At 50.5% G+C, this 18,807-nt stretch carries 24 protein-coding genes; 14 read left to right on the top strand and 10 right to left on the bottom strand.

The window, feature by feature from the left end:
• Positions 1–59: 59 nt before the first annotated feature.
• Positions 60–935, bottom strand: a complete 876-nt coding sequence (locus KNP62_RS13485; RefSeq protein WP_214785891.1) for an endonuclease — start codon at positions 933–935, stop codon at positions 60–62.
• 102 nt (positions 936–1,037) lie between these two features.
• Here KNP62_RS13485 and KNP62_RS13480 point away from each other — a divergent pair, with 102 nt between their 5' ends.
• From KNP62_RS13480 to KNP62_RS13460, 5 genes are read left to right on the top strand one after another with little or no spacing between them, the layout of a single operon-like run.
• Entirely contained in the window at positions 1,038–1,277 is a 240-nt protein-coding gene (locus KNP62_RS13480; protein WP_214785889.1) for a hypothetical protein, read from the top strand.
• 42 nt (positions 1,278–1,319) lie between these two features.
• A complete protein-coding gene (locus KNP62_RS13475) occupies positions 1,320–1,676 on the top strand; it encodes a flagellar protein FlaG (protein ID WP_114165849.1) in 357 nt (118 codons plus the stop codon).
• Positions 1,677–1,688: 12 nt separating this feature from the next.
• Positions 1,689–3,377 carry a flagellar filament capping protein FliD gene (gene fliD, locus KNP62_RS13470; protein ID WP_214785887.1) on the top strand — a complete coding sequence of 563 codons (1,689 nt, stop codon included), beginning with the start codon at positions 1,689–1,691 and terminating at the stop codon, positions 3,375–3,377.
• Between the two features lie 14 nt (positions 3,378–3,391).
• Positions 3,392–3,766 (top strand): flagellar export chaperone FliS, encoded by a 375-nt coding sequence (fliS, locus tag KNP62_RS13465; protein ID WP_214758342.1) that lies wholly within the window; start codon positions 3,392–3,394, stop codon positions 3,764–3,766.
• Positions 3,766–4,116, top strand: coding sequence for a flagellar protein FliT (locus tag KNP62_RS13460; protein ID WP_251125722.1), 351 nt, complete (start codon positions 3,766–3,768; stop codon positions 4,114–4,116). The genes fliS and KNP62_RS13460 overlap by 1 nt, the downstream gene beginning before the upstream one ends.
• Before the next feature lie 38 nt (positions 4,117–4,154).
• Here the strand turns inward: KNP62_RS13460 and KNP62_RS13455 are convergent, their stop codons facing one another.
• Complete coding sequence (locus tag KNP62_RS13455) at positions 4,155–4,532, bottom strand: DUF3021 family protein (RefSeq protein WP_214785885.1); 378 nt, start codon at positions 4,530–4,532, stop codon at positions 4,155–4,157.
• A gap of 157 nt (positions 4,533–4,689) precedes the next feature.
• Here KNP62_RS13455 and KNP62_RS13450 point away from each other — a divergent pair, with 157 nt between their 5' ends.
• The 4 genes from KNP62_RS13450 (at position 4,690) to KNP62_RS13435 (ending at position 7,103) form a co-directional block, all read left to right on the top strand.
• Positions 4,690–4,875: a hypothetical protein gene (locus KNP62_RS13450; RefSeq protein WP_214693614.1), complete on the top strand. Its 186-nt coding sequence runs from the start codon at positions 4,690–4,692 to the stop codon at positions 4,873–4,875.
• A gap of 135 nt (positions 4,876–5,010) precedes the next feature.
• On the top strand, positions 5,011–5,652 hold the full coding sequence (locus KNP62_RS13445) for a hypothetical protein (RefSeq protein ID WP_214785883.1): 642 nt from the start codon (positions 5,011–5,013) through the stop codon (positions 5,650–5,652).
• Positions 5,653–5,811: 159 nt separating this feature from the next.
• Complete coding sequence (locus KNP62_RS13440) at positions 5,812–6,480, top strand: DUF4352 domain-containing protein (RefSeq protein ID WP_214785881.1); 669 nt, start codon at positions 5,812–5,814, stop codon at positions 6,478–6,480.
• Positions 6,481–6,581: 101 nt separating this feature from the next.
• On the top strand, positions 6,582–7,103 hold the full coding sequence (locus KNP62_RS13435; protein WP_214785879.1) for a DUF402 domain-containing protein: 522 nt from the start codon (positions 6,582–6,584) through the stop codon (positions 7,101–7,103).
• Here KNP62_RS13435 and KNP62_RS13430 read toward each other — a convergent pair.
• The 8 genes from KNP62_RS13430 to KNP62_RS13395 all read right to left on the bottom strand — a co-directional run bounded on the left by KNP62_RS13430 (position 7,091) and on the right by KNP62_RS13395 (position 12,686).
• On the bottom strand, positions 7,091–7,591 hold the full coding sequence (locus KNP62_RS13430) for a DUF1572 family protein (RefSeq protein ID WP_214785877.1): 501 nt from the start codon (positions 7,589–7,591) through the stop codon (positions 7,091–7,093). The two genes, KNP62_RS13435 and KNP62_RS13430, sit on opposite strands and share 13 nt — an antisense overlap.
• A gap of 104 nt (positions 7,592–7,695) precedes the next feature.
• Entirely contained in the window at positions 7,696–8,361 is a 666-nt protein-coding gene (locus tag KNP62_RS13425) for a DUF2225 domain-containing protein (protein WP_214785875.1), read from the bottom strand.
• 9 nt (positions 8,362–8,370) lie between these two features.
• Complete coding sequence (locus KNP62_RS13420; RefSeq protein WP_214785873.1) at positions 8,371–8,814, bottom strand: YaaR family protein; 444 nt, start codon at positions 8,812–8,814, stop codon at positions 8,371–8,373.
• 24 nt (positions 8,815–8,838) lie between these two features.
• A complete protein-coding gene (locus KNP62_RS13415) occupies positions 8,839–9,741 on the bottom strand; it encodes a flagellin N-terminal helical domain-containing protein (RefSeq protein ID WP_214785871.1) in 903 nt (300 codons plus the stop codon).
• The gene (locus tag KNP62_RS13410) at positions 9,725–10,105 is read right to left on the bottom strand and encodes a flagellar export chaperone FliS (RefSeq protein WP_214785869.1); all 381 of its coding nucleotides are present in this window, start codon (positions 10,103–10,105) and stop codon (positions 9,725–9,727) included. Before KNP62_RS13410 ends, KNP62_RS13415 begins: the two co-directional genes overlap by 17 nt.
• Complete coding sequence (locus KNP62_RS13405) at positions 10,102–10,392, bottom strand: EscU/YscU/HrcU family type III secretion system export apparatus switch protein (protein WP_074033686.1); 291 nt, start codon at positions 10,390–10,392, stop codon at positions 10,102–10,104. The genes KNP62_RS13410 and KNP62_RS13405 overlap by 4 nt, the downstream gene beginning before the upstream one ends.
• A 9-nt stretch (positions 10,393–10,401) precedes the next feature.
• The gene (locus KNP62_RS13400) at positions 10,402–12,117 is read right to left on the bottom strand and encodes a hypothetical protein (RefSeq protein WP_214785867.1); all 1,716 of its coding nucleotides are present in this window, start codon (positions 12,115–12,117) and stop codon (positions 10,402–10,404) included.
• A gap of 74 nt (positions 12,118–12,191) precedes the next feature.
• Positions 12,192–12,686 carry a competence protein ComK gene (locus KNP62_RS13395; protein ID WP_214745974.1) on the bottom strand — a complete coding sequence of 165 codons (495 nt, stop codon included), beginning with the start codon at positions 12,684–12,686 and terminating at the stop codon, positions 12,192–12,194.
• Positions 12,687–12,958: 272 nt separating this feature from the next.
• On the opposite strand from KNP62_RS13395, the gene cspD reads away from it, so the two are divergent.
• The 5 genes from cspD to KNP62_RS13370 all read left to right on the top strand — a co-directional run bounded on the left by cspD (position 12,959) and on the right by KNP62_RS13370 (position 18,760).
• Positions 12,959–13,156, top strand: coding sequence for a cold-shock protein CspD (gene cspD / locus KNP62_RS13390; protein WP_012726946.1), 198 nt, complete (start codon positions 12,959–12,961; stop codon positions 13,154–13,156).
• A gap of 303 nt (positions 13,157–13,459) precedes the next feature.
• The gene (hpf, locus tag KNP62_RS13385; protein ID WP_214687196.1) at positions 13,460–14,023 is read left to right on the top strand and encodes a ribosome hibernation-promoting factor, HPF/YfiA family; all 564 of its coding nucleotides are present in this window, start codon (positions 13,460–13,462) and stop codon (positions 14,021–14,023) included.
• A gap of 139 nt (positions 14,024–14,162) precedes the next feature.
• Positions 14,163–16,685 carry a preprotein translocase subunit SecA gene (gene secA, locus KNP62_RS13380; protein WP_214693597.1) on the top strand — a complete coding sequence of 841 codons (2,523 nt, stop codon included), beginning with the start codon at positions 14,163–14,165 and terminating at the stop codon, positions 16,683–16,685.
• Between the two features lie 55 nt (positions 16,686–16,740).
• Positions 16,741–17,841 carry a peptide chain release factor 2 gene (gene prfB, locus KNP62_RS13375; RefSeq protein WP_214693596.1) on the top strand — a complete coding sequence of 367 codons (1,101 nt, stop codon included), beginning with the start codon at positions 16,741–16,743 and terminating at the stop codon, positions 17,839–17,841.
• Positions 17,842–17,902: 61 nt separating this feature from the next.
• Positions 17,903–18,760, top strand: a complete 858-nt coding sequence (locus KNP62_RS13370; RefSeq protein ID WP_214693594.1) for a YitT family protein — start codon at positions 17,903–17,905, stop codon at positions 18,758–18,760.
• Positions 18,761–18,807: the final 47 nt, after the last annotated feature.

The following is an 18,807-nucleotide window of genomic DNA, read 5'->3' as shown; positions in this document are numbered from 1 at the left end:
CAAGTTACTGAACATATAATTGAACCCGTCTCTCGCTTATCGAGTGACGGGTTCTTTTGTCATATCACATATAAAACAAACTCTTCTTTTAAAATATTTTTCTTGATATCTTGCCATTTATAGACGATTGACCAATACGTACGATTCAATGCCTCGGCAATCTTAGCATCCGTCATTCCTTCTTGTTTGGCTTGAATGATGAATTGAATCTCTTCGTCTGTATAATCATTTTTTGCTTTGGAGACAATGACAGATAGGTCTGGATGTTTCGCTTTCTCCAAATTGAGTCGGTATTCCCAATCCAATTTTTTTCGCATTGAAGGGATTGCATAAGAATAAGGTTCAAAGTCATTCAAAAATCGAAGCGCTTCTTCTGTTTTTTGAATACGTAACGTATAGAAATGACCATCGGATCGTTTGCTTAACACAAACTGATGATGAAATGTGCGAGCAATAAATGCACTCAATTGCTCAAGCTCTTCAGGATAAAATGCTTGAAGATACAAATAGATATGGGGTGTGATGATGATTTGGTTTAATTTAGACCGTGAAGACTTGGTCAAGGATAAACTTCCGTCATCTAAGTAAAGTGCAAGCAAAAAGACAGGGTGGGTACAATCTTCTAACAGGTGGATAGGGATGTGCTTTTTTCGATCAACGTAACATTGCTCCCAAAGCCATGCGAATAATTCATCTTTCTCTGAATACAGTTCTGCGCTCGTTCCTGATTTCCGAATTTGAATTCCGCTAAAAATACGGGGAGCCGCTTTTAACTTCCACTCTCGATACTCCATCTGTTTCACGGAAAAATGTTCTCGGTACTGAAGACCTTTCTTTGGAATACTTTTTGACTTTGTTCTTGCGATTGTTCCATCCCCTAATAGTGTGCCGAGTAATAAGCTTTTCTCAAAAAACGTCAACTCTTCCCACTTCACTTCAACCACTCCCTATTTTAGTAATCATACATTATTTAATTCCCGTTCCTTATGAAGCTCATTCATTTGACCGATATAAAAAAAGAGAAGGGATTGAGGTTTATGATTCGTGAAGAAGTGTTGGAGCAACTACATCAAGTTAAAGCGTTGAGAGAAATCCTTGATGAAAAAGAAGAGCTATTACGGACGATGAAATCTATCGCACTTGAAGCGATGAACGCCGGAGATTCGAGAAGAATAGTATTAAATCAATCGTTTCAAGATTTACAAAACCAATTAGTCTATCTCGAATCGAAGATTTCGGTTAGTTTCCCAGAAGTTCTTAATAATTCAATAGAATAACCGATATATGAATTGAGAACATTTTAAGAGGAGTAGACATATATGAACCCGACCATTTCAGAAGTCCGGCTTCACCTACCTTCTTCCGTCTTGCCGTATGAACAAACGAAAAACGTGTTCGTCGAAGCGAATCAAGCGAAACTCGCTGACGAAGGCATCGTCATTCTTCCGACGCCTCAACACGTCACCAAGTTAGAGGCGGCCGTCGAGAAGGCGAATCAAGTGCTCGAGCAACAACGTACCGGCTTAAAGTTTATGAAACATGAAAAATTGAACGACTATTATATTCAAATCGTGGATACGAACAACGAAGTCATCCGCGAAATCCCAAGCAAGAAATCCCTCGATTTCTTTGCGGCGTTCATGGAGTTCAACCAACTCTTTGATGAACGGGTATAAAGGAGGATTCTCATGACGACACCGATCCGATTTGGCGGACTCGCCAGTGGAATCGATACGGATACGATTATTAAGCAATTGATGCAGGCCGAGCGTGCACCGGTTGATAAACTCGAACAAAAGAAACAAACGACGGAATGGAAACGCGATGCATATCGCGAAATCAACCGCTCCCTCATGACCCTGCGGAACAGTGCGGTCGACTTGATGTTCAGCCGAAACTTCTATGCGAAGACATCGAGCTCATCGGATGAGTCAAAAATCAGCGTGACTGCCGGACCATCAAGTGGAAATAGTGCGGTTCGGATTGACTCGGTGACACAGTTGGCCAGTTCGGCGACAACCATTTTAGATACTGTCGATCGTAATGGACAGAAGTTGACGAATACAACAAAATTATCAGACATGAATGGATTCGTTTCCGGTCAAAAGCGGGTCATTCAAGAGACGTCTGGAACCGAGTTAACGATTCCGAAAGATTTGGACTTTTCGACAGTCGTCTTAAAAGATGCGGCAGGAAATGTTTTAGATTCTACGGACTTTGCGTATGACGCAGCGACTGGCAAAATCACTGCCACCAATACAACGAACTATCCTGGTGGAGTCATTCCAAAAGATGTTTCTGCTTCGTTCACCTCTGGGACTGGTTTTGAAGTTCAGTACAAATCTAGTACAACCGGGACGTATCAAAAGATCGAATTAGGTGCGGACGCAACGGTACAAGATTTGATGAGTCAGTTAAATAGTAAAGAGACAGGACTCTCTGCGTTCTTTGAATCGTCTACAGGAAAAATCTCTTTGTCGACGAAGGAGACCGGGGCAACTTCTACTATTCAATTTGATACCAACTTCAAATCTGCCTTTAGTATGGGGGCGGTTGCTCCGACTGGACAAAATGCGAAGTTCGAAGTGAATGGGATTGAAGTTGAACGAGCTTCGAACACGACGACGATTGACAATATGACGTTGACATTAAAATCGACATTTGCGAGTGGACCTGTCACACTCTCCGCTGCCACCGACACCCAAAAAATCTTTGACAACATCAAAGGATTCGTCGATAAATACAATGAGACGATTGATCTCATGAACAAGAAGACACGCGAAGAACGATTCCGTTCGTTCGCACCGCTCACACAGGCACAGCGCGATGAGTTGTCTGAAGACGAAATCAAAAAGTGGGAAGAGAAGGCGATGAGCGGGATGCTCCGTGGGGATACCATCCTCCGCGGAACGATGGACACGCTTCGTAGCAAATGGTCAGGCGCGACATCTACTACGAATGATTTAGATATGTCTCGCTTGTTCCAAATCGGTCTCTCGACCGGATCTGACTTCACGAACGGTGGAAAGATCGAGCTAAATGAAGAGAAGTTAAAAGCCGCTATCGAGAAAGACCCGGAACAAGTATATAAACTGTTCACAGATGAAGAGACGGGACTCCTCCCGCAAATTCGTGATACGGCAAAAGACTCACGTGAGACGATCACGCGTATCGCCGGTGCGGACGGGGCGGGGGCTCCGACATATTCAATGGGTCGCGAAATGACGCAGATGGATACAAGAATCAAACGACTAAACGATTTATTGATCGATAAAGAAAATGCCTACTACCGTCGCTTCGCGGCGATGGAAACGGCGATGAACCAGGCGAACTCGCAAGCCGCTTCACTTCAACAGTTTTTAGGCGGAGGCATGTAAGAGGAGGAATTTAAATGGTAGCCAATCCATACGCAGCTTATCAAAACAATGCGGTCACGACCGCGAACCCACAGGAACTGACGCTTATGCTTTATGACGGGGCGCTCAAGTTCATGCGCCTCGCCAAGCTTGCGATCGACCAGGGCAATCCTGACTTAAAGAACATCAACATCCAAAAGACGCAAGCCATCTTCCAAGAGCTTCGTCTCACATTGAATAAAGATATCGCCATCTCGGCGAACCTGGACTCGCTCTATGAGTACATGTGGCGCCGTCTCGTCGATGCGAACGTCAAGAACGATACGACGATCCTCGATGAGGTGCTCGATTTCACGACGGAACTCCGTGACACGTGGAAGGAAGCGATGAAACTCGCGAAGCAGTCATGATGCCGATTGATGAGATCATCTTAAAGACGCAACGCCTGAAAGAGTTGCTGGCACAAGTCCCGGAAGAGCCGACGTACGACACGTGGATGGAACAAATCCATGAGCTCTTGGACGACCGGGAACAGTTACTCGCGGCACACGGTCCTGACTTGGAGAAAGCCGATCAGACGGTCCTGCGGCAGCTCGTCGACGACAGCCAAAAGATTGCGCGTCTTATTGAGGCCGAACATCAGCGTCTCGGAATGACGCTCGGGACGGCCCGGATGGAACGGAAGACGGTCAAATCGTACGTCGATCCGTATGAGGACGTCGATTCTAACTTTTCTGGACTATTCGACCAACAGACGTAAAAAAAGCTCGGAGGCATATGCCTTCGAGCTTTTGTGCGTTAAGAGGTTTTGACTTGGCGACGCATGCGAATGATGAAATAAGAGACCGTAAACAAGATCAGGCCACTTACCGTAAAGTTTAAATAGAGGCTGACGGCATCTTGAAGTGATGTGACCGGTGTAGACCCACCGAACCAAAGGAGTGGCAGGATTGTCACGTGCATGACGCACCAGTGAATGAAAATCTGCTTTTTGAACGACCATGGTCGGACTTCATAAATGACGCTCGTGAGCCCGAGAAAGAAGGCGACTCCAGCGTAGACGAGCATGGCATGTACGGCGCCTGTACTTTCTGACACGCCCTGATAGAGCGCGAGGATCGCGAACGGAAGCGACCATAAGAGGCTCCGTACGAACCCTTTCTTCACTAATTGCATATGTATCATCCTTTATTAATTGTTATGAATATATACGAACATCATGCAAAAAGGTTTCGGATAAAAAGCGAGGATGAAATCACGTCTGTTTTCCGCTATAATCGGGTAAATATCATTGTAGCCGTTGCTTCTTTTCTGGAAAGAGGAGGGAAACGAGATGCGTGAGAAAGAGTCAAAACCGGTATCGTCACGGAAACGCCGTTATTTCGTCTATGGTCCAGAGGGAGCGTACGATGAGTATGTGGAACGGGACCCGAAACTCGAGGCATATGTCGAGGACGATACGCCGCTTGAAGATCGTCCCGACCCATACGAAGAAGAAGAGCTGAAATCAAGAGGATAAGTGTATATGTCAAGGTCCGATTGTGAACCTTGACTTTTATTTTGCCTGGAATGTTTTCTTGTCCCGGTATGGATTACCAATTCGTTATATTCGTCTTAACCACAACACTTGGATTATGAAAAGGGAGAGATGAAGATGAACATGAAACGATTTGGCTTACTGGTGGCGGTACCGCTCGCACTACTCGTCGGATGCGGGGAAGCAGATGAACTGAAGACGACAGCGACGGACACGGAAGAAGTGGCAGAGGCGGAAACGGGTGCGCCGGAGGAGACGACTGTTGAAGAGACGACTGTTGAAGAGACGGACGTCCAAGAAAGCGAACTCGGGACGAACAAGATCTACATGAAGAATAAGGCACTCACGATCACGGAGACGATGGGACCGATTCAGTTCGCCATCGACAAAGTACAGACGTCACGCCTCACGGTCGCAGAAGCTTATAGCGACTCATTCGATGGACAAGAAGAGGTGACGGTCGTCGCGATGAACATGATTGTCGAGAATACAGTCGATGAGACGATGAGTTTCCATCCGAACCAGGCGACGCTCGTGACGAACACGGGGGAGCAGGTGTCTTCGGATTTATGGTTCTCGGATGACGTCGGTGGCGAATTCATGGGGAAAGTGAAGAAAGAAGGAAACGTGCTCTTCTTCGTGAAGGCGAAGCCAGAAGAGCTGACGGACTTGAAAGTCGTCATCGATGGACCGTTTAATGAAAACTTCGACAAAGTGGCTGAAGAACGCTACGAATATACGATCAACGTGACGAAATAAGATTAAGCGTGCCGAACGAGTGTCGGCACGTTTTTTGTATGGTCATTGGAAAATGAGTAGAGGAATTATCATAAAACAAATGATTATTTCTAATTAGATGGGTACATATTCAATATAAGTCATTGTCCGACGAGATTTTCGAATAGGAGGGAGCGTGTCATGAAGGTTCGACATTGGTTGTTCACATTGCCTCTCGTATTTCTGATTGGATGCGGGGAGACGGACGAGGCGACGAGTTCTGAAACTACCGAGCAAACCGAGCAGGCGACTGATGAAGAAACCACTTCTTCATCAGAAGGAAGTGAATCGAGCAAGGGTGAAGACACGTCAGAAGGTATTGGTGGCTCCGAAGAGTTTGAAGTAGAAGAGAATGAGCTTGGCATCAGTCAAATTTACATGAAAAATCGTAACCTAGGTATTGAAGAAAAGATTGGTCCAATCATTTTTCAGATTGATAAAGTGCAAACCCTCCGATTACAGGTTGCTTCTGATTTTCGTTTCATGTTCGATGAAAAAAAAGAAGTGACCATTGTTTCGTTCAACGTGATTGTCGAAAATACGAGTGACGACACGGTCTCATTTCATCCGAATCAGGCCCGCCTTGTAACGAACACAGGAGAACAGGTAGACGCTGATCTAATCATTTCGGAAGATGTCGGAGGAGAATTTTTAGGTAAAGTGAAGAAAGAGGGCGGGGTACTCTTTCATGTAGATTCGATGCCAGCAGAGTTGACCGAGGTGCGTTTCGTCGTAGAGGGTCCTTATAATGAGCAATTCAATAAAATCGCAGAAGAACGTTATGAATACACAATCGACGTATCGAAATAAATAGAGGGCGTGCCGAATGAGTAGCGGCACGCCCTATCTGTCTAGTCTAAACCTAAACGATAGAGGATAATGAAGATATCCCATCTTTTAGGAGGTCAGTGATGAAGAACGTCTCTCTACTCAAATATGACCAACAGCTCCATTATGAATGGTCGAGTCATGTCTTGGAAGAAACGGACGATTACGTATTGTTGTATGCGGGACCGGGGCGGACGCTCCAACATCATACGCGAGGTGCCTGTTATACATACGATTCTCACTCACTGGAGTGCTTTATGCGACATGAAGGCTTCACGCTGCAACTCGATTTAGAACAGGACGGCACGATGCGCGGGTACTCCAATATTGGCCTGCCCCCAACCGTTACGGATGAGGAGATTCATTTCATTGACTTGGATGTGGACCTCGTTGCGAGAGAACCAGGAGAATGGCAGCTCGTCGATGAAGAGGAGTTCGACATCAACCGGATACGATACGGTTATCCAGATGCATTGGTTGAACAAGTATGGCACACCGTCGCTGAGGTGAAACGACGAATCGAGCATCAGCAATTTCCGTTTGACGGTTCGCTAGAGCGTCGTCTCATCGAACTCGCTCAAAGAGAGACGTCTCACTTCCGCTGATGCGGTAGCGGGATCGACAACACGTCCCAGTCGCTACCAGCAAATAGTTTCGAAAGGTAGACGATCTGACCGACGTGATAGCCGTAATGCGACACTTGTCGCTCAATCGCATCGATCACGGAGTGGGCTTCCCCACGAATCATGACGTTTTTCCCTAAATCCTCTGGTGTCAGGTCGGCCAAGACGTCATCCAACAGTTGCCAGCGCTCGTCCCACACCTGCATGAGTTCGTCCCGGGACAACTGCTGGTCCTCGAACTCGGCGTCGCGATTCCGGTCCGGCTTCTCGCCGTCCGTCGTCAAGAAGTCGGTCCAGCGCGACTTCATATTGTTCGCCACATGTTGGATGATGAGGGCGAGGGAGAGCGTATCGGGTGCAAGCGTCTTGTGAAGGTCCTCGTCACTCACTTGGACGAGTGCGCGCTCGGCGAGTTGTTTCTGGCTTTTGAACGTGGCGCGTACGGTATCGGGATATTGTGTTTCAAACATGAAAAAACCTCCTTTAATATGTAAGCTATTTGTTTATACCCCATCATCGAATTTCTCAATGATGACTACGAAAAAGCGTAGGATTTAATGTCCTACGCTTTCGTTTACGCATGTTCCAATCGAAAATCTTCCCAATGCGTCCGTGCCTGATTCCGAATCCGCTCCGATACTTCCTTACTGCTGAGGAGGATCCCGTACCAGCGACGAGCATCCTCATAGTAATCGAGCGAAGCCGAAAGGTCGGCAATCCGAAGCATAAGTTGATCGTACGGTAATCCGGTTCGAATCGGGTCCGTGTATGCCTCTTGCACCTCGTTGTATTTATCGAGCGTCCGCTGCATCCATTCCTTCTCAGATGCCGTATCTCCCATCAACCGATACATCCAGACGATTCGCATCCCGAGCATGGCGACGACGGACGGCTTTTGTCCGCTCAACTGGGCCGTCATGACCGCAAATTTATATAAGAGAATGACGTGCTCATGTGTCCGGTCACCTTTTAGGACATCCGGGTTCACTTGTTTGAAGTAGTGCGTCTCCAGTGCCTCCCGGTTATGCTTTCGCACCTTGTCGAACGAGTCATGGAAGACGAGGTGACAATGACCGCAGACGGTCGGCTCATACAAATACGGATTCGGTCCGTCATACGTCGTATAGCCGTCCTTTTCGACCTCGAGCGGACGGATGTGACGCGACAAGACACGCTGGGTCTTACTTTCCTGTAAACAATACGGACATTTGACTTTCTTCAAAAACAAATGTTCTGCCATCTCGACACCTCACACATAGACGTTGACGAGCAATCCGCGAATCTCACCGACCTGGTCGAGGAGGGAGAGGCGAGAGGCTTCCCCGGAGATGACCTGGTCCGTCAGCGCGAGAAGTTTCTGATCGACTTGTTCGACGACCTTGTAGATCTTCGCACGTCCCCGGCGGTTGAACCCGCGTTTGTCCTCGAGGCGGAGTGCCGCGTCAACGGCCTCTTTCATAAAGTCTTTAATCATTTTCTTATAGTCGGTTAGCGCCTCGACCGTCTGGCTCTCGGCAAGAAGCTCTCCTTGTTCCTGGATCGCGGCGATTTGGCGATGGAACCGCTCATGTTCGCGGTCTTCACGCTTTTGACCGATGACGTTTTGGAAGGAGACGCCAGGTTCGACCTCGGGGCGTTTCGCCTTATTTGAGCCGAGGAGCGATTGCGTCTCCATGATGCGACGAATGTCCATATGGGCAACCGTCCTTTCTTTAGGTTAGTTCAATAATTGTAACACGCCTTGTGGCAATGCGTTCGACTGCGCAATCATCGCCATGCCGGACTGATTCAAGATATTGAGTCGGGCGAAGTCCATCATTTCACGGGCCATATCGGCATCACGGATTCGTGACTCGGACGCCGTCAAGTTCTCAGAACCGATGGCGACGACGCTGACGTTCGCCTCAAGCCGGTTTTGGATCGCCCCGAGCTTCGAGCGCTCGAGTGACACACGGTTGATGGCCGCATCGAACTTCGCGATTGCTTCTCCCGCTTTGTCTGGCGTCAATACGCTGAGGGAGTAGTAAGAAACATCTGCTGTTGTTTGATTGTTGTCATGGTCGAGAGGAGATAACGCTCCGCCTCCCGCTGTCGTCGTTGTGATGCCTAGCGCGTGCGCGCGCATGTCTTCGACGTTCAAGACGACGGCCTCGTTATTGCCGGCACCGATTTGGAAGAAGAGCGTGCTCGCACCCTGCATGTATTCCCCGTTCATGATCTTCTTCGAGTTGAACTCCGTCGTCTCAGCGATTCGTGTCACTTCTTCCGTCAAGGCGTTGATCTCTTCTTGGACGGCTTTCGCATCGTCCTCGCTGAGCGTTCCGTTCGCCGCTTGGACGGATAGTTCACGCATGCGTTGGAGGAGGGAATGCGTCTCGTTCATCCCGCCTTCGAGCGTCTGGGTGAGTGAGATGCCGTCGAGCGTGTTGCGCTCGGCCATTGAGAGCGAGTCGAGGCGCATCCGCATCTTCTCGGAGATGGCGAGTCCTGCCGCGTCATCTGACGCCTTATTGATCCGGACCCCGCTCGAGAGACGGTCCATCGTCTTCTTCATCGACGCCTGATTCAACGAGAGTGACGTATAGGCCTTCAACGCTTGGACGTTATTGGTAATTTTCATAGCGGTTTCCTCCAGTCGGGACAGATTGTGTTTTCGCGCGTTCCATCGCCTCGCTCCACGTCTTGTCGAGGTCACTAGCGAGCGTATGTAGTTCTGCGATCTTTTGCTGATCCTGGTCGATGATCGCCTCGATGCTGGCGTTCGCCATATAGAGATAGATTTCATCAAGTTGCGCCGCGATGATGCCACCGCCGTCATGAAGTCCTTGGTGGAGCTTGACCAACAGTTCGCGCGCTTGGCGCAGGTGACGATTTCGTTCGGCAATCGTCGAGCCTTGGGCGCGTTCGTAATGATACGTGAGCGCGTGTAACATCGCCTGTGTCAGTTCTTCAGGCCTCATTTCATATAACTGGGTTGGGTTCATCTTGGTTCTCCTTTAATGGAATCGAGTTCTTCTATTAACAGCAACACTTCTGCCATCACGTCATACAGCTGAGGGGGAATGGCGTCCCCTAAGTCGAGGTCGAGCAGGTGTCCGAGCAAGGAATGGTCATTCTCGACCGCCACGCCTCGGGCACGTGCCTCTTGTAGAATCTTTTCAGCGACGGCTCCCGTTCCGCGGGCGACGACGACGGGCGCTTTGTCCGTCGATTCGTCATAGCGGACGACCGCGGCCGTCTTTCGTTTCGTCAAATCCATGCGTTGGTACATCGTGGCCTCCTAAATTCTAAAGTCATAGCCGGTCGTCGGGGCCGGCTTCGGCTCATCGACGACGCGTTCGGCTTTCGTGAGCGGTTTGAACTGGGTCGTCACGCTCTTATAGCCGATCGTCTCGAGCGTCTGTTCGATTTTGCCGAGGAGCGGGCGGGCGAGTCGTTCGACCGTCGCATCGTCATGCTCGAGCGTGAGGCGGAGGTTCCGGTCTTTCGCTTCGAGTTTGACACCGATTTCGCCGAGGCGAGGTGTCTCTAAGCGGATATAGAGGACGCTGTTCTCCCAGTCGACGACGTCACCGGCCTCGCGGTTTTGGATGTGGACGTGGACCCCGGTGTCGATCTCCTGTACTTTCGCCGGAAGGGCGAAGAGGAGCTGGTGGAGCTGCCCGCCATCGAGGCGGTTGAGCGTCTGTTGGACCTGAAGGAATGATGCGAGTCGCTGCGCTTCAGGGTTTGTCGTGTCGCTTCGTACGGACAGGGCGGACGTCGGCGTGTTGTTCGCCTGCGCGAGCTGAGCCTGTGCCTGGACGCGTTGCGTCACTTCCTGGACGTGCCGACCGGATAGTGTCGCGTCAAGTTTCAGCGGCGTGACGTTCGGGACCTCCCCCGCGCGCATTGCACCGTGAGGGATATATTCAATCCGTGCCTGGTTCGGTGCGTAACGGAAGTCGTTCAACGTCGCCCGGACGTCTTTGACGAGTGCCGCGCTCTCTTGTGGCTTTGTCGAGAGTAACGACAAGGCGAGGTCGAGCTTCGCGGTCATGGCGACGAGTTGTTTCTCCTGCGTCACATCTGTGTGAAGGAGCGCGTCCGTCTTTTGGACGAGTTGCGTCAAGCGGGTCGAGACGGTCTCAAGCGCGGGACGTGCCGCATGAGGATTCGTCTCGATGAGTGCTGAGACCTGTCCGAGTTGTTTCGTCACCGTCGCCTGTTCGTTCCGGAACGTGTTCGTCACGTTCGCGAGATGGCTTGTCACTTCCTTGACCATCACCTGTCTTCCGTTCACCGGTGGGAGCGGCAACGGTTCGGTGCGCTCCATCTTCGGTGGGGCAGGGAAGTCTCGGATGACCCGGTCAATTGTCTCCGGCGTCGGTGTCACCCGTTCGCTCACGGGACGTGACAAGTTGACGAGTTCGACGTATCGCTCTTTTTGAGGATACGGCGCGTCTGGTGATGGTGTTGTGAGGAGTTGTCTTGCCTCATTTAAAGAAAGGACGGCAATCTCCCGTGCGACCTCACGCGGGACAGCCTGAGTATCGAGCGTCTTTAGATGAAGAATGACGTCACGCATGTCTCCTTTAAAGGCCGTTTCGAGCAGGCGCACCGTATCTTCGTTCATCGGCAAACGCCCGGACTGGAGCAGACGGCTGACGGCGCTTCGAACTTCGGGCGGAAGGGAAGCGAGGAGCGTCTGAATCTTCGCGTCGAGCTTTGACGATGCAGGTGGTGCGGGTTCAAGCGTCTCTTCCTTTTGTGGAACGACGGTCGCGAGCAAGACGCCGTCCTGTTCGGCAAGCGTCACATGGAACGGGTTCGTCTTCGGAAGCCCGTCTTTGAATGTGACCTCGACTTCTTCGCCGTTGATCTTGACGATGGCGGAGTCGGGTCCTGTCTGTTTGACGAGTTCGGCCTTATAGGTCCGGTTCGTCTGGATGCCTGGTAAGACCGAACTGACGGCGGTCGCTTGGGCTTGAATTTGCATGTTTGTCACCTCGACCATAATATCGACCTCTTTTTCAAAAAATGAAGCAAAACAAACGAAAAAAACCTTCCGTCTTTTCGACGGAAGGCGTGTCATGATTCAAGCGCTGGGCTCGCATTCAATTGTTGGAACCGGGCGACGAGTTCACCTGTCGCTTTCAGTTGGTTCCGAAGGACGTACGGTGTCGCGTTCGTCTGAATTTGATGTCCATCTTTTGTGAGGACGAGGCCGTTCGGCTCCTCCTCGATATTCAGTATGTCTCGAATATGGGACCAGGCATACCATTCACAATCGTCTCGCTTTGGAGACTTCGTCGGGAAGAAGACGAGTCCGGTTGTCGGTTCGATTACGACAGGGACTTTCCCTTTTACGCCGGCGACGCGTTTGGCGATGAAGATTCTTTCCTCGATCGAGCTGTTGTACTGGCGGCAAGAAAGTTGCAACAACTGGTACGGCCGGAGCGGGGTTGAAATCTCGGTGCCATCCTCGAGAATGATCCGTGACTGCTTCATAATGTCAAAGCAAGGGAGAATCGCCACGGTTCGCTTTGTGATGCGATATTTTTCCTCAGAATAGTAGGAGCGCATACGCTGCACCATCCTCCTCGTATTAGATTTTCAGGATCGGCTAAATGACAAACGGCACAAACCTAAATCATCCCTTCAATGATATATCACAAAAAATGTAAATTCAACAAGACAATATGAAAAGTAGGGAAATAGAATTCCAATGAAAGCCAAATGACGAAACGTTTACAAATATTTGAGAAAGTGTTTGTCACGCTTACAAGAAGGTGGTAAGATTAGCCGTAGAGGACAACCCTCTGTATTCTCCAATGGTGAAAGGAATGGATTTACACATGGTAGGTAAAGTAAAATGGTTTAACTCAGAAAAAGGTTTTGGATTCATCGAAGTAGAAGGCGGCAAAGACGTGTTCGTACACTTCTCAGCAATCCAATCTGAAGGCTACAAATCACTTGACGAAGGTCAAGACGTAGAGTTTGAAATCGTTGATGGCGAGCGTGGCCCACAAGCGGCTAACGTTGTAAAATTATAATTTCAAACCGTGAAGCCGGCTCCCTCGGGAGTCGGCTTTTTATTTTGTCTATATAATAAAAAAACGCGTTTAAAAATGGGTGGAATGGGTATTTTCTTTCTATACCTTTCGCTCGTTGTAGGAAATGTTGAATTCGGAACAAAATTGTCATTATTTTCTGATGATAACGTTTTCAAACATAGCGATTTCGGGGTATAATATTAGTGAGCCACCTGGTTCCACTTTCTTTTAGAAATGAAGCAGGAGATTCCGTCACGTTCGACGAATCATTGGTTCAAGCGGTTATTTTAAGGAGGAGTTCAGATGATTTATAACATTCGCGGCGAAAACATTGAGGTCACACCAGCAATCAAAGACTATGTCGAGAAAAAGCTGGAGAAGTTGACTCGGTATTTCACAACTCCTACGGATGCACAGACGGCTTACGTCAACTTAAAAGTGTATAACGAGAAACAAAAAGTGGAAGTGACGATCCCGATGCCGAACTTGTTGCTCCGTGCCGAGGACATCAACCTCGACATGTACGCGGCAATCGACCTCGTCGTCGATAAATTGGAACGTCAAATCCGTAAACACAAAACGAAACTCAACCGTAAAGGACGCGGAAAAGAAGGTGGCGTCGGCGAGTACTTCAAGTCCCTCGAAGGACCTGATGATGCACCGGCCGTCTACGATGAGGACGAGGCAGAACTCGAACTTGTACGGACGAAACGCTTCACATTGAAACCGATGGACACGGAAGAGGCGATTCTTCAAATGGACATGCTCGGTCACAGCTTCTTCGTCTTCTCTGACGCGGAAACGGGCAATACGAACGTCGTCTACCGTCGTAAAGATGGGAAGTATGGCTTGATCGAACCAGAATAATATACTTGACCTTACACGACCCTCCGGCTTCGGGGGGTCGTTTCGTTTTGCCTTTCCTTGAAAGGTGGCACCACTTCGGTTAAACTGTACATTAGGGAAAAAACATGCATTTTTTAGTGAGTGCAGAGGAGATATGAGTATGGCGAACTTTTTGAAAGAGTTATTTGCTCCACAGAAACGAGTATTGAAAAAAGCAGAGAAAGCGGCCGACTTGATCGAGTCGTTCGCCGAACCAATCAAAGCATTGTCAGACGAACAGCTTCAAGCGAAGACGGAAGAGTTCCGTGCACGCCTAGAGAAAGGTGAGACGCTCGACGATATCTTGCCAGAGGCGTTCGCGGTCTGTCGTGAGGCATCAGAGCGTGTGCTCGGCATGCGTCACTATCGTGTCCAGCTCATCGGGGGTTACGTGCTCCACAACGGTGACATCTCTGAGATGAAGACCGGGGAAGGAAAGACGCTCGTCGCGACACTTCCAGTCTACTTGAATGCGCTCACGGGCCGTGGCGTACACGTCGTAACGGTCAACGAATACTTGGCGAAGCGAGATAAAGAACTCATGGAGCCGCTCTATTTCGCACTTGGTCTCTCGGTCGGCCTCAACGTGTCGAACATGGACCGTGTCGAGAAACAGGCTGCCTACAACTGTGATATCACGTATTCGACGAACAACGAGCTCGGATTCGACTACCTCCGTGACAACATGGTCCTTTATAAGGAAGACCGTGTACAACGCGAGCTCTATTATACGATCGTCGATGAAGTCGACTCGATCCTCGTCGATGAGGCGCGTACCCCGCTCATCATCTCAGGATCGGCTCAAAAATCGACGGAACTCTATACGCGTGCCGATGCATTCGTGCGTACGTTAAAAGAGGAAGACGATTACACGGTCGACGTGAAAACGAAATCGGTCCTCTTGACGGACCAAGGGGTCGACCTCGCCGAGAAGTTCTTCGGCATCGACAACTTGTTCGCAATCGAGCACGTCGCGGTCAACCACCACGTCGGGCTCGCCCTTCGTGCGAACGCGGTCATGCATCACGACATCGACTATATGGTGCGTGACGGACAAGTCATGATCATCGACCAGTTCACCGGTCGTGTCATGGACGGACGTCGCTACTCGGAAGGTCTTCACCAGGCCATCGAGGCGAAAGAAGGCGTCGAGATTCAACGTGAATCGATGACGCTCGCGACAATCACGTATCAGAACTACTTCCGTATGTACGAGAAGCTTGCCGGGATGACCGGTACTGCGAAGACAGAGGAAGAAGAGTTCCGCAACATCTACAACATGCAAGTCGTGACGATTCCGACGAACAAACCGATTCTTCGTGAGGACCGTTCGGACCTCATCTTCAAGTCGATGGAAGGGAAGTTTAAAGCCGTCGTCGAGGAAATCGCAACGGTCCACGCGACTGGTCAACCGATCCTTGTCGGTACGGTCGCCGTCGAAACGTCTGAATACTTGAGCAAGCTCTTGACGAAGAAGAAGATTCGTCATGACGTCTTGAACGCGAAGAACCACGCGCGTGAGGCGGAAATCATCGAGAACGCCGGTCAAAAAGGCTCGGTCACGATCGCGACGAACATGGCCGGTCGTGGTACCGACATCAAGCTTGGCGAAGGTGTCATCGACCTCGGTGGTCTCTATATCATCGGGACAGAGCGTCACGAGTCACGCCGGATCGATAACCAGCTCCGTGGTCGTTCAGGTCGTCAAGGGGACCCGGGTAAATCCCAGTTCTACTTGTCGCTCGAAGATGAGCTCATGCGTCGCTTCGGAACGGACAGCCTCCAGAACATGATGGAGCGTCTCGGGATGGACGATACGCAACCGATTGAGAGCCGCATGGTCTCGAAAGCGGTCGAATCGGCTCAAAAACGTGTCGAAGGAAACAACTACGATGCACGTAAACAGCTTCTCGGTTACGATAACGTCATGGCCGACCAACGGAAGGTCATGTATAAAGACCGCTCGAGCATCCTCGAGAACGAGTCGGTCACAGACATCGTCCGCTCGATGATGGCACAGACGGTCGAACTCGGTGTCGGTCAATACACACCGATTGAACTCGTGCCGGAAGAGTGGAACATCGACGAGCTCGCGCACTGGGCGAACCAGACGCTCGCGCTCGAGCGTACAGTCGAAGGCAAAGACTTCTTCGGCAAAGAACGCGAAGAGATCATCGAACTCCTCATGGAGCGCGTGAACGAACAGTACGAGGCGAAACGTCAACTCGCACCGCCTGAGCGCTTCAACGAGTTCGAGAAGATCATCGTGCTCCGTGCCGTCGACTCGCACTGGATGTCTCACATCGACCATATGGATCAGTTGCGTCAAGGGATTCATCTCCGTGCATACGGACAGAACGACCCGCTCCGCGAGTATCAGGCGGAAGGGATCAACATGTTCGATGCGATGAACGCAGCCATTTCAGAAGAAGTGACAGGCTTCGTGCTTCGTGCCGAAGTCGGGGACAACCTCCGACGTGAGAAAGTCGTCGAAGAGGAAGTCGCCGTCTCAGGCAAGGAAGACGCACCGGTCAAGAAAAAACCGGTCCGTCGTTCGAAAGAAGACAGCATCGGCCGGAACGATCCGTGCTGGTGTGGGTCTGGTAAGAAGTTCAAGAACTGTCACGGTAGACAACAGGCTTAATTATTGAAGAGGCGGGTCCGCTCGCCTCTTTCCTACGGAAAGGTGAATCAACACTATGGAAATTTCAGATATTCGGAACGAACTTGAGGCGATGGCGAAGCGCCTCGAGAACTACAGAGCTTCGCTCAACTTAACGGAGAAGGAAGCACGCATCGCCGAGCTCGAGAACGAGATGACGTACCCTGACTTTTGGGACAACCAAGAGAAGGCACAAAAAGTCATCGACGAGTCGAACGGACTGAAAGCGATGGTCGACAAATACCAAGACCTCGCGACGCAACATGAGGACGGCGAAGTGACGCTCGAACTCATTAAAGAAGAGCCGGATGCCGAGATGCAAGAAGAGCTCGCAGAGACGATTCAATCGCTCAAGAAAGAGTTCGATGATTTCGAGCTCGAGATCCTCTTGAACGGACCGTACGATGCGAACAACGCAATCTTGGAATTACACCCGGGTGCGGGCGGTACCGAGTCACAGGACTGGGCATCGATGCTCCTTCGGATGTATCAGCGCTTCGCAGACAAGCAAGGCTGGAAAGTCGAGACGGTCGACTACCTTCCTGGTGAAGAAGCGGGCGTCAAGTCGGTCACGCTCCGTATCGTCGGGCACAACGCGTACGGCTACTTGAAAGCAGAGAAAGGGATTCACCGTTTGGTCCGCATCTCGCCGTTCGACTCGTCAGGCCGTCGTCACACATCATTCGTGTCATGTGACGTCATGCCAGAATTCGATGACGACATCGAGATCGAAGTACGGACAGAAGACCTCCGCATCGACACGTACCGCGCGTCAGGTGCCGGCGGACAGCACATCAACACGACAGACTCTGCCGTCCGGATCACGCACGTGCCGACAGGCGTTGTCGTCTCTTGTCAGACGGAACGTTCACAGATCAAGAACCGTGAGTCGGCGATGAAGATGTTGAAAGCGAAATTGTACCAACGCGAACTCGACGAGCAACAACGTAAGCTCGACGAGATCCGTGGAGAGAAAACGGACATCGGTTGGGGTAGCCAAATCCGTTCATACGTCTTCCACCCGTATTCGATGGTCAAAGACCACCGTACGAACCACGAGGTCGGAAACACAAGTGGTGTCATGGATGGTGACGTCATGCCGTTCATCGATGCTTACCTTCGTAAAACAAATATGTGATGCATGTGGCTCAAAGACTCCTGTCTTTGGGCCACGTTGTCTGTAAAGGAGAATTTCTTTAATGAAGCAAATCGTCAAAGACTATCTATATTTGTTGACGGGCTCGGTGTTCGTCGCCTCGGCCTTCAGCTTGTTCCTGTTGCCGAACAACCTCGCGTCGGGCGGGGTGAGCGGGATCTCGGTCATCACGTATGAACTGTTCGGCATCTCGCCGGGGGCGTTCCAGCTCGTGGCGAACGTGTTGCTACTTATCATCGGATGGGCCATCCTCGGTCTCGGCTTCGGCGTGAAGTCGCTCGTCGGCTCCATCTTTTTACCGGGTGTCATCCTCTTTTATGAGGCAATCGATGCGGGAGCTGCCGTGAACGACACGTTACTCGCCGCCATCTTCGGTGGAGTCGGCGTCGGTGTCGGACTCGGTCTCATCTTCCGAGGACGTGCCTCGACAGGTGGAATGGACTTGATCGCACAGATCTTACATAAGTTCACGCACATCCCGCTCTATCTCTGTATCGCCATCCTCGACGGTATGGTCGTTTTGACCGCTGCTGTCACGTTCTCGTTCTCGACCGGGCTCTATGCACTTATCGCGTTATTCATTACGGTCAAGATGATCGACTTCGTCCAGCTCGGGTTCACACAGGACAAGATGGCGTATGTCATATCGGAGAAACGGGACTTCATCGTTCGGGCCGTCTTTGAGGAGCTAGACCGTGGCGCGACGGAGATTCAGGCGATCGGGGCGTATTCTCGTCTCGACCGTCCGATGCTCATGATTGTCGTCCGTCAGAGCGAGGTGAGCCGTCTGAAAGAGATCATCCGTCGGATCGACCCGGAGGCGTTCCTCGTCTTCAGCGAGGCGCACGAGGTGCTCGGACAAGGGTTCACGTCGGATAAACGCTATATCAACGTTCCGTAAGTTGTGGAATCTTTGTGTACTTTTCGTGAGATTAGGTTAGAAAGTAC

The sequence above is a fragment of the Exiguobacterium sp. s183 genome (assembly GCF_018617655.1).
Lineage (GTDB): Bacteria > Bacillota > Bacilli > Exiguobacteriales > Exiguobacteriaceae > Exiguobacterium > Exiguobacterium aestuarii_A.
Note: the sequence above shows the minus strand (reverse complement) of the source record. Positions and strands in the feature narration are given on the sequence as shown.

What these genes read in the sequence shown, in the direction of transcription:
- KNP62_RS13430 (WP_214785877.1), bottom strand. Translation starts at nt 7,591, where the DNA reads ATGTTTGAAACACAATATCCCGATACCGTACGCGCCACGTTCAAAAGC.
- KNP62_RS13420 (WP_214785873.1), bottom strand. Translation starts at nt 8,814, where the DNA reads ATGGACATTCGTCGCATCATGGAGACGCAATCGCTCCTCGGCTCAAAT.
- KNP62_RS13440 (WP_214785881.1), top strand. Translation starts at nt 5,812, where the DNA reads ATGAAGGTTCGACATTGGTTGTTCACATTGCCTCTCGTATTTCTGATT.
- KNP62_RS13455 (WP_214785885.1), bottom strand. Translation starts at nt 4,532, where the DNA reads ATGCAATTAGTGAAGAAAGGGTTCGTACGGAGCCTCTTATGGTCGCTT.
- KNP62_RS13415 (WP_214785871.1), bottom strand. Translation starts at nt 9,741, where the DNA reads ATGAAAATTACCAATAACGTCCAAGCGTTGAAGGCCTATACGTCACTC.
- fliS (WP_214758342.1), top strand. Translation starts at nt 3,392, where the DNA reads ATGGTAGCCAATCCATACGCAGCTTATCAAAACAATGCGGTCACGACC.
- KNP62_RS13410 (WP_214785869.1), bottom strand. Translation starts at nt 10,105, where the DNA reads ATGAACCCAACCCAGTTATATGAAATGAGGCCTGAAGAACTGACACAG.
- hpf (WP_214687196.1), top strand. Translation starts at nt 13,460, where the DNA reads ATGATTTATAACATTCGCGGCGAAAACATTGAGGTCACACCAGCAATC.
- KNP62_RS13405 (WP_074033686.1), bottom strand. Translation starts at nt 10,392, where the DNA reads ATGTACCAACGCATGGATTTGACGAAACGAAAGACGGCCGCGGTCGTC.
- KNP62_RS13475 (WP_114165849.1), top strand. Translation starts at nt 1,320, where the DNA reads ATGAACCCGACCATTTCAGAAGTCCGGCTTCACCTACCTTCTTCCGTC.
- KNP62_RS13400 (WP_214785867.1), bottom strand. Translation starts at nt 12,117, where the DNA reads ATGGTCGAGGTGACAAACATGCAAATTCAAGCCCAAGCGACCGCCGTC.
- KNP62_RS13425 (WP_214785875.1), bottom strand. Translation starts at nt 8,361, where the DNA reads ATGGCAGAACATTTGTTTTTGAAGAAAGTCAAATGTCCGTATTGTTTA.
- prfB (WP_214693596.1), top strand. Translation starts at nt 16,741, where the DNA reads ATGGAAATTTCAGATATTCGGAACGAACTTGAGGCGATGGCGAAGCGC.
- fliD (WP_214785887.1), top strand. Translation starts at nt 1,689, where the DNA reads ATGACGACACCGATCCGATTTGGCGGACTCGCCAGTGGAATCGATACG.
- KNP62_RS13395 (WP_214745974.1), bottom strand. Translation starts at nt 12,686, where the DNA reads ATGCGCTCCTACTATTCTGAGGAAAAATATCGCATCACAAAGCGAACC.
- KNP62_RS13445 (WP_214785883.1), top strand. Translation starts at nt 5,011, where the DNA reads ATGAACATGAAACGATTTGGCTTACTGGTGGCGGTACCGCTCGCACTA.
- secA (WP_214693597.1), top strand. Translation starts at nt 14,163, where the DNA reads ATGGCGAACTTTTTGAAAGAGTTATTTGCTCCACAGAAACGAGTATTG.
- KNP62_RS13460 (WP_251125722.1), top strand. Translation starts at nt 3,766, where the DNA reads ATGCCGATTGATGAGATCATCTTAAAGACGCAACGCCTGAAAGAGTTG.
- cspD (WP_012726946.1), top strand. Translation starts at nt 12,959, where the DNA reads ATGGTAGGTAAAGTAAAATGGTTTAACTCAGAAAAAGGTTTTGGATTC.
- KNP62_RS13370 (WP_214693594.1), top strand. Translation starts at nt 17,903, where the DNA reads ATGAAGCAAATCGTCAAAGACTATCTATATTTGTTGACGGGCTCGGTG.
- KNP62_RS13450 (WP_214693614.1), top strand. Translation starts at nt 4,690, where the DNA reads ATGCGTGAGAAAGAGTCAAAACCGGTATCGTCACGGAAACGCCGTTAT.
- KNP62_RS13480 (WP_214785889.1), top strand. Translation starts at nt 1,038, where the DNA reads ATGATTCGTGAAGAAGTGTTGGAGCAACTACATCAAGTTAAAGCGTTG.
- KNP62_RS13435 (WP_214785879.1), top strand. Translation starts at nt 6,582, where the DNA reads ATGAAGAACGTCTCTCTACTCAAATATGACCAACAGCTCCATTATGAA.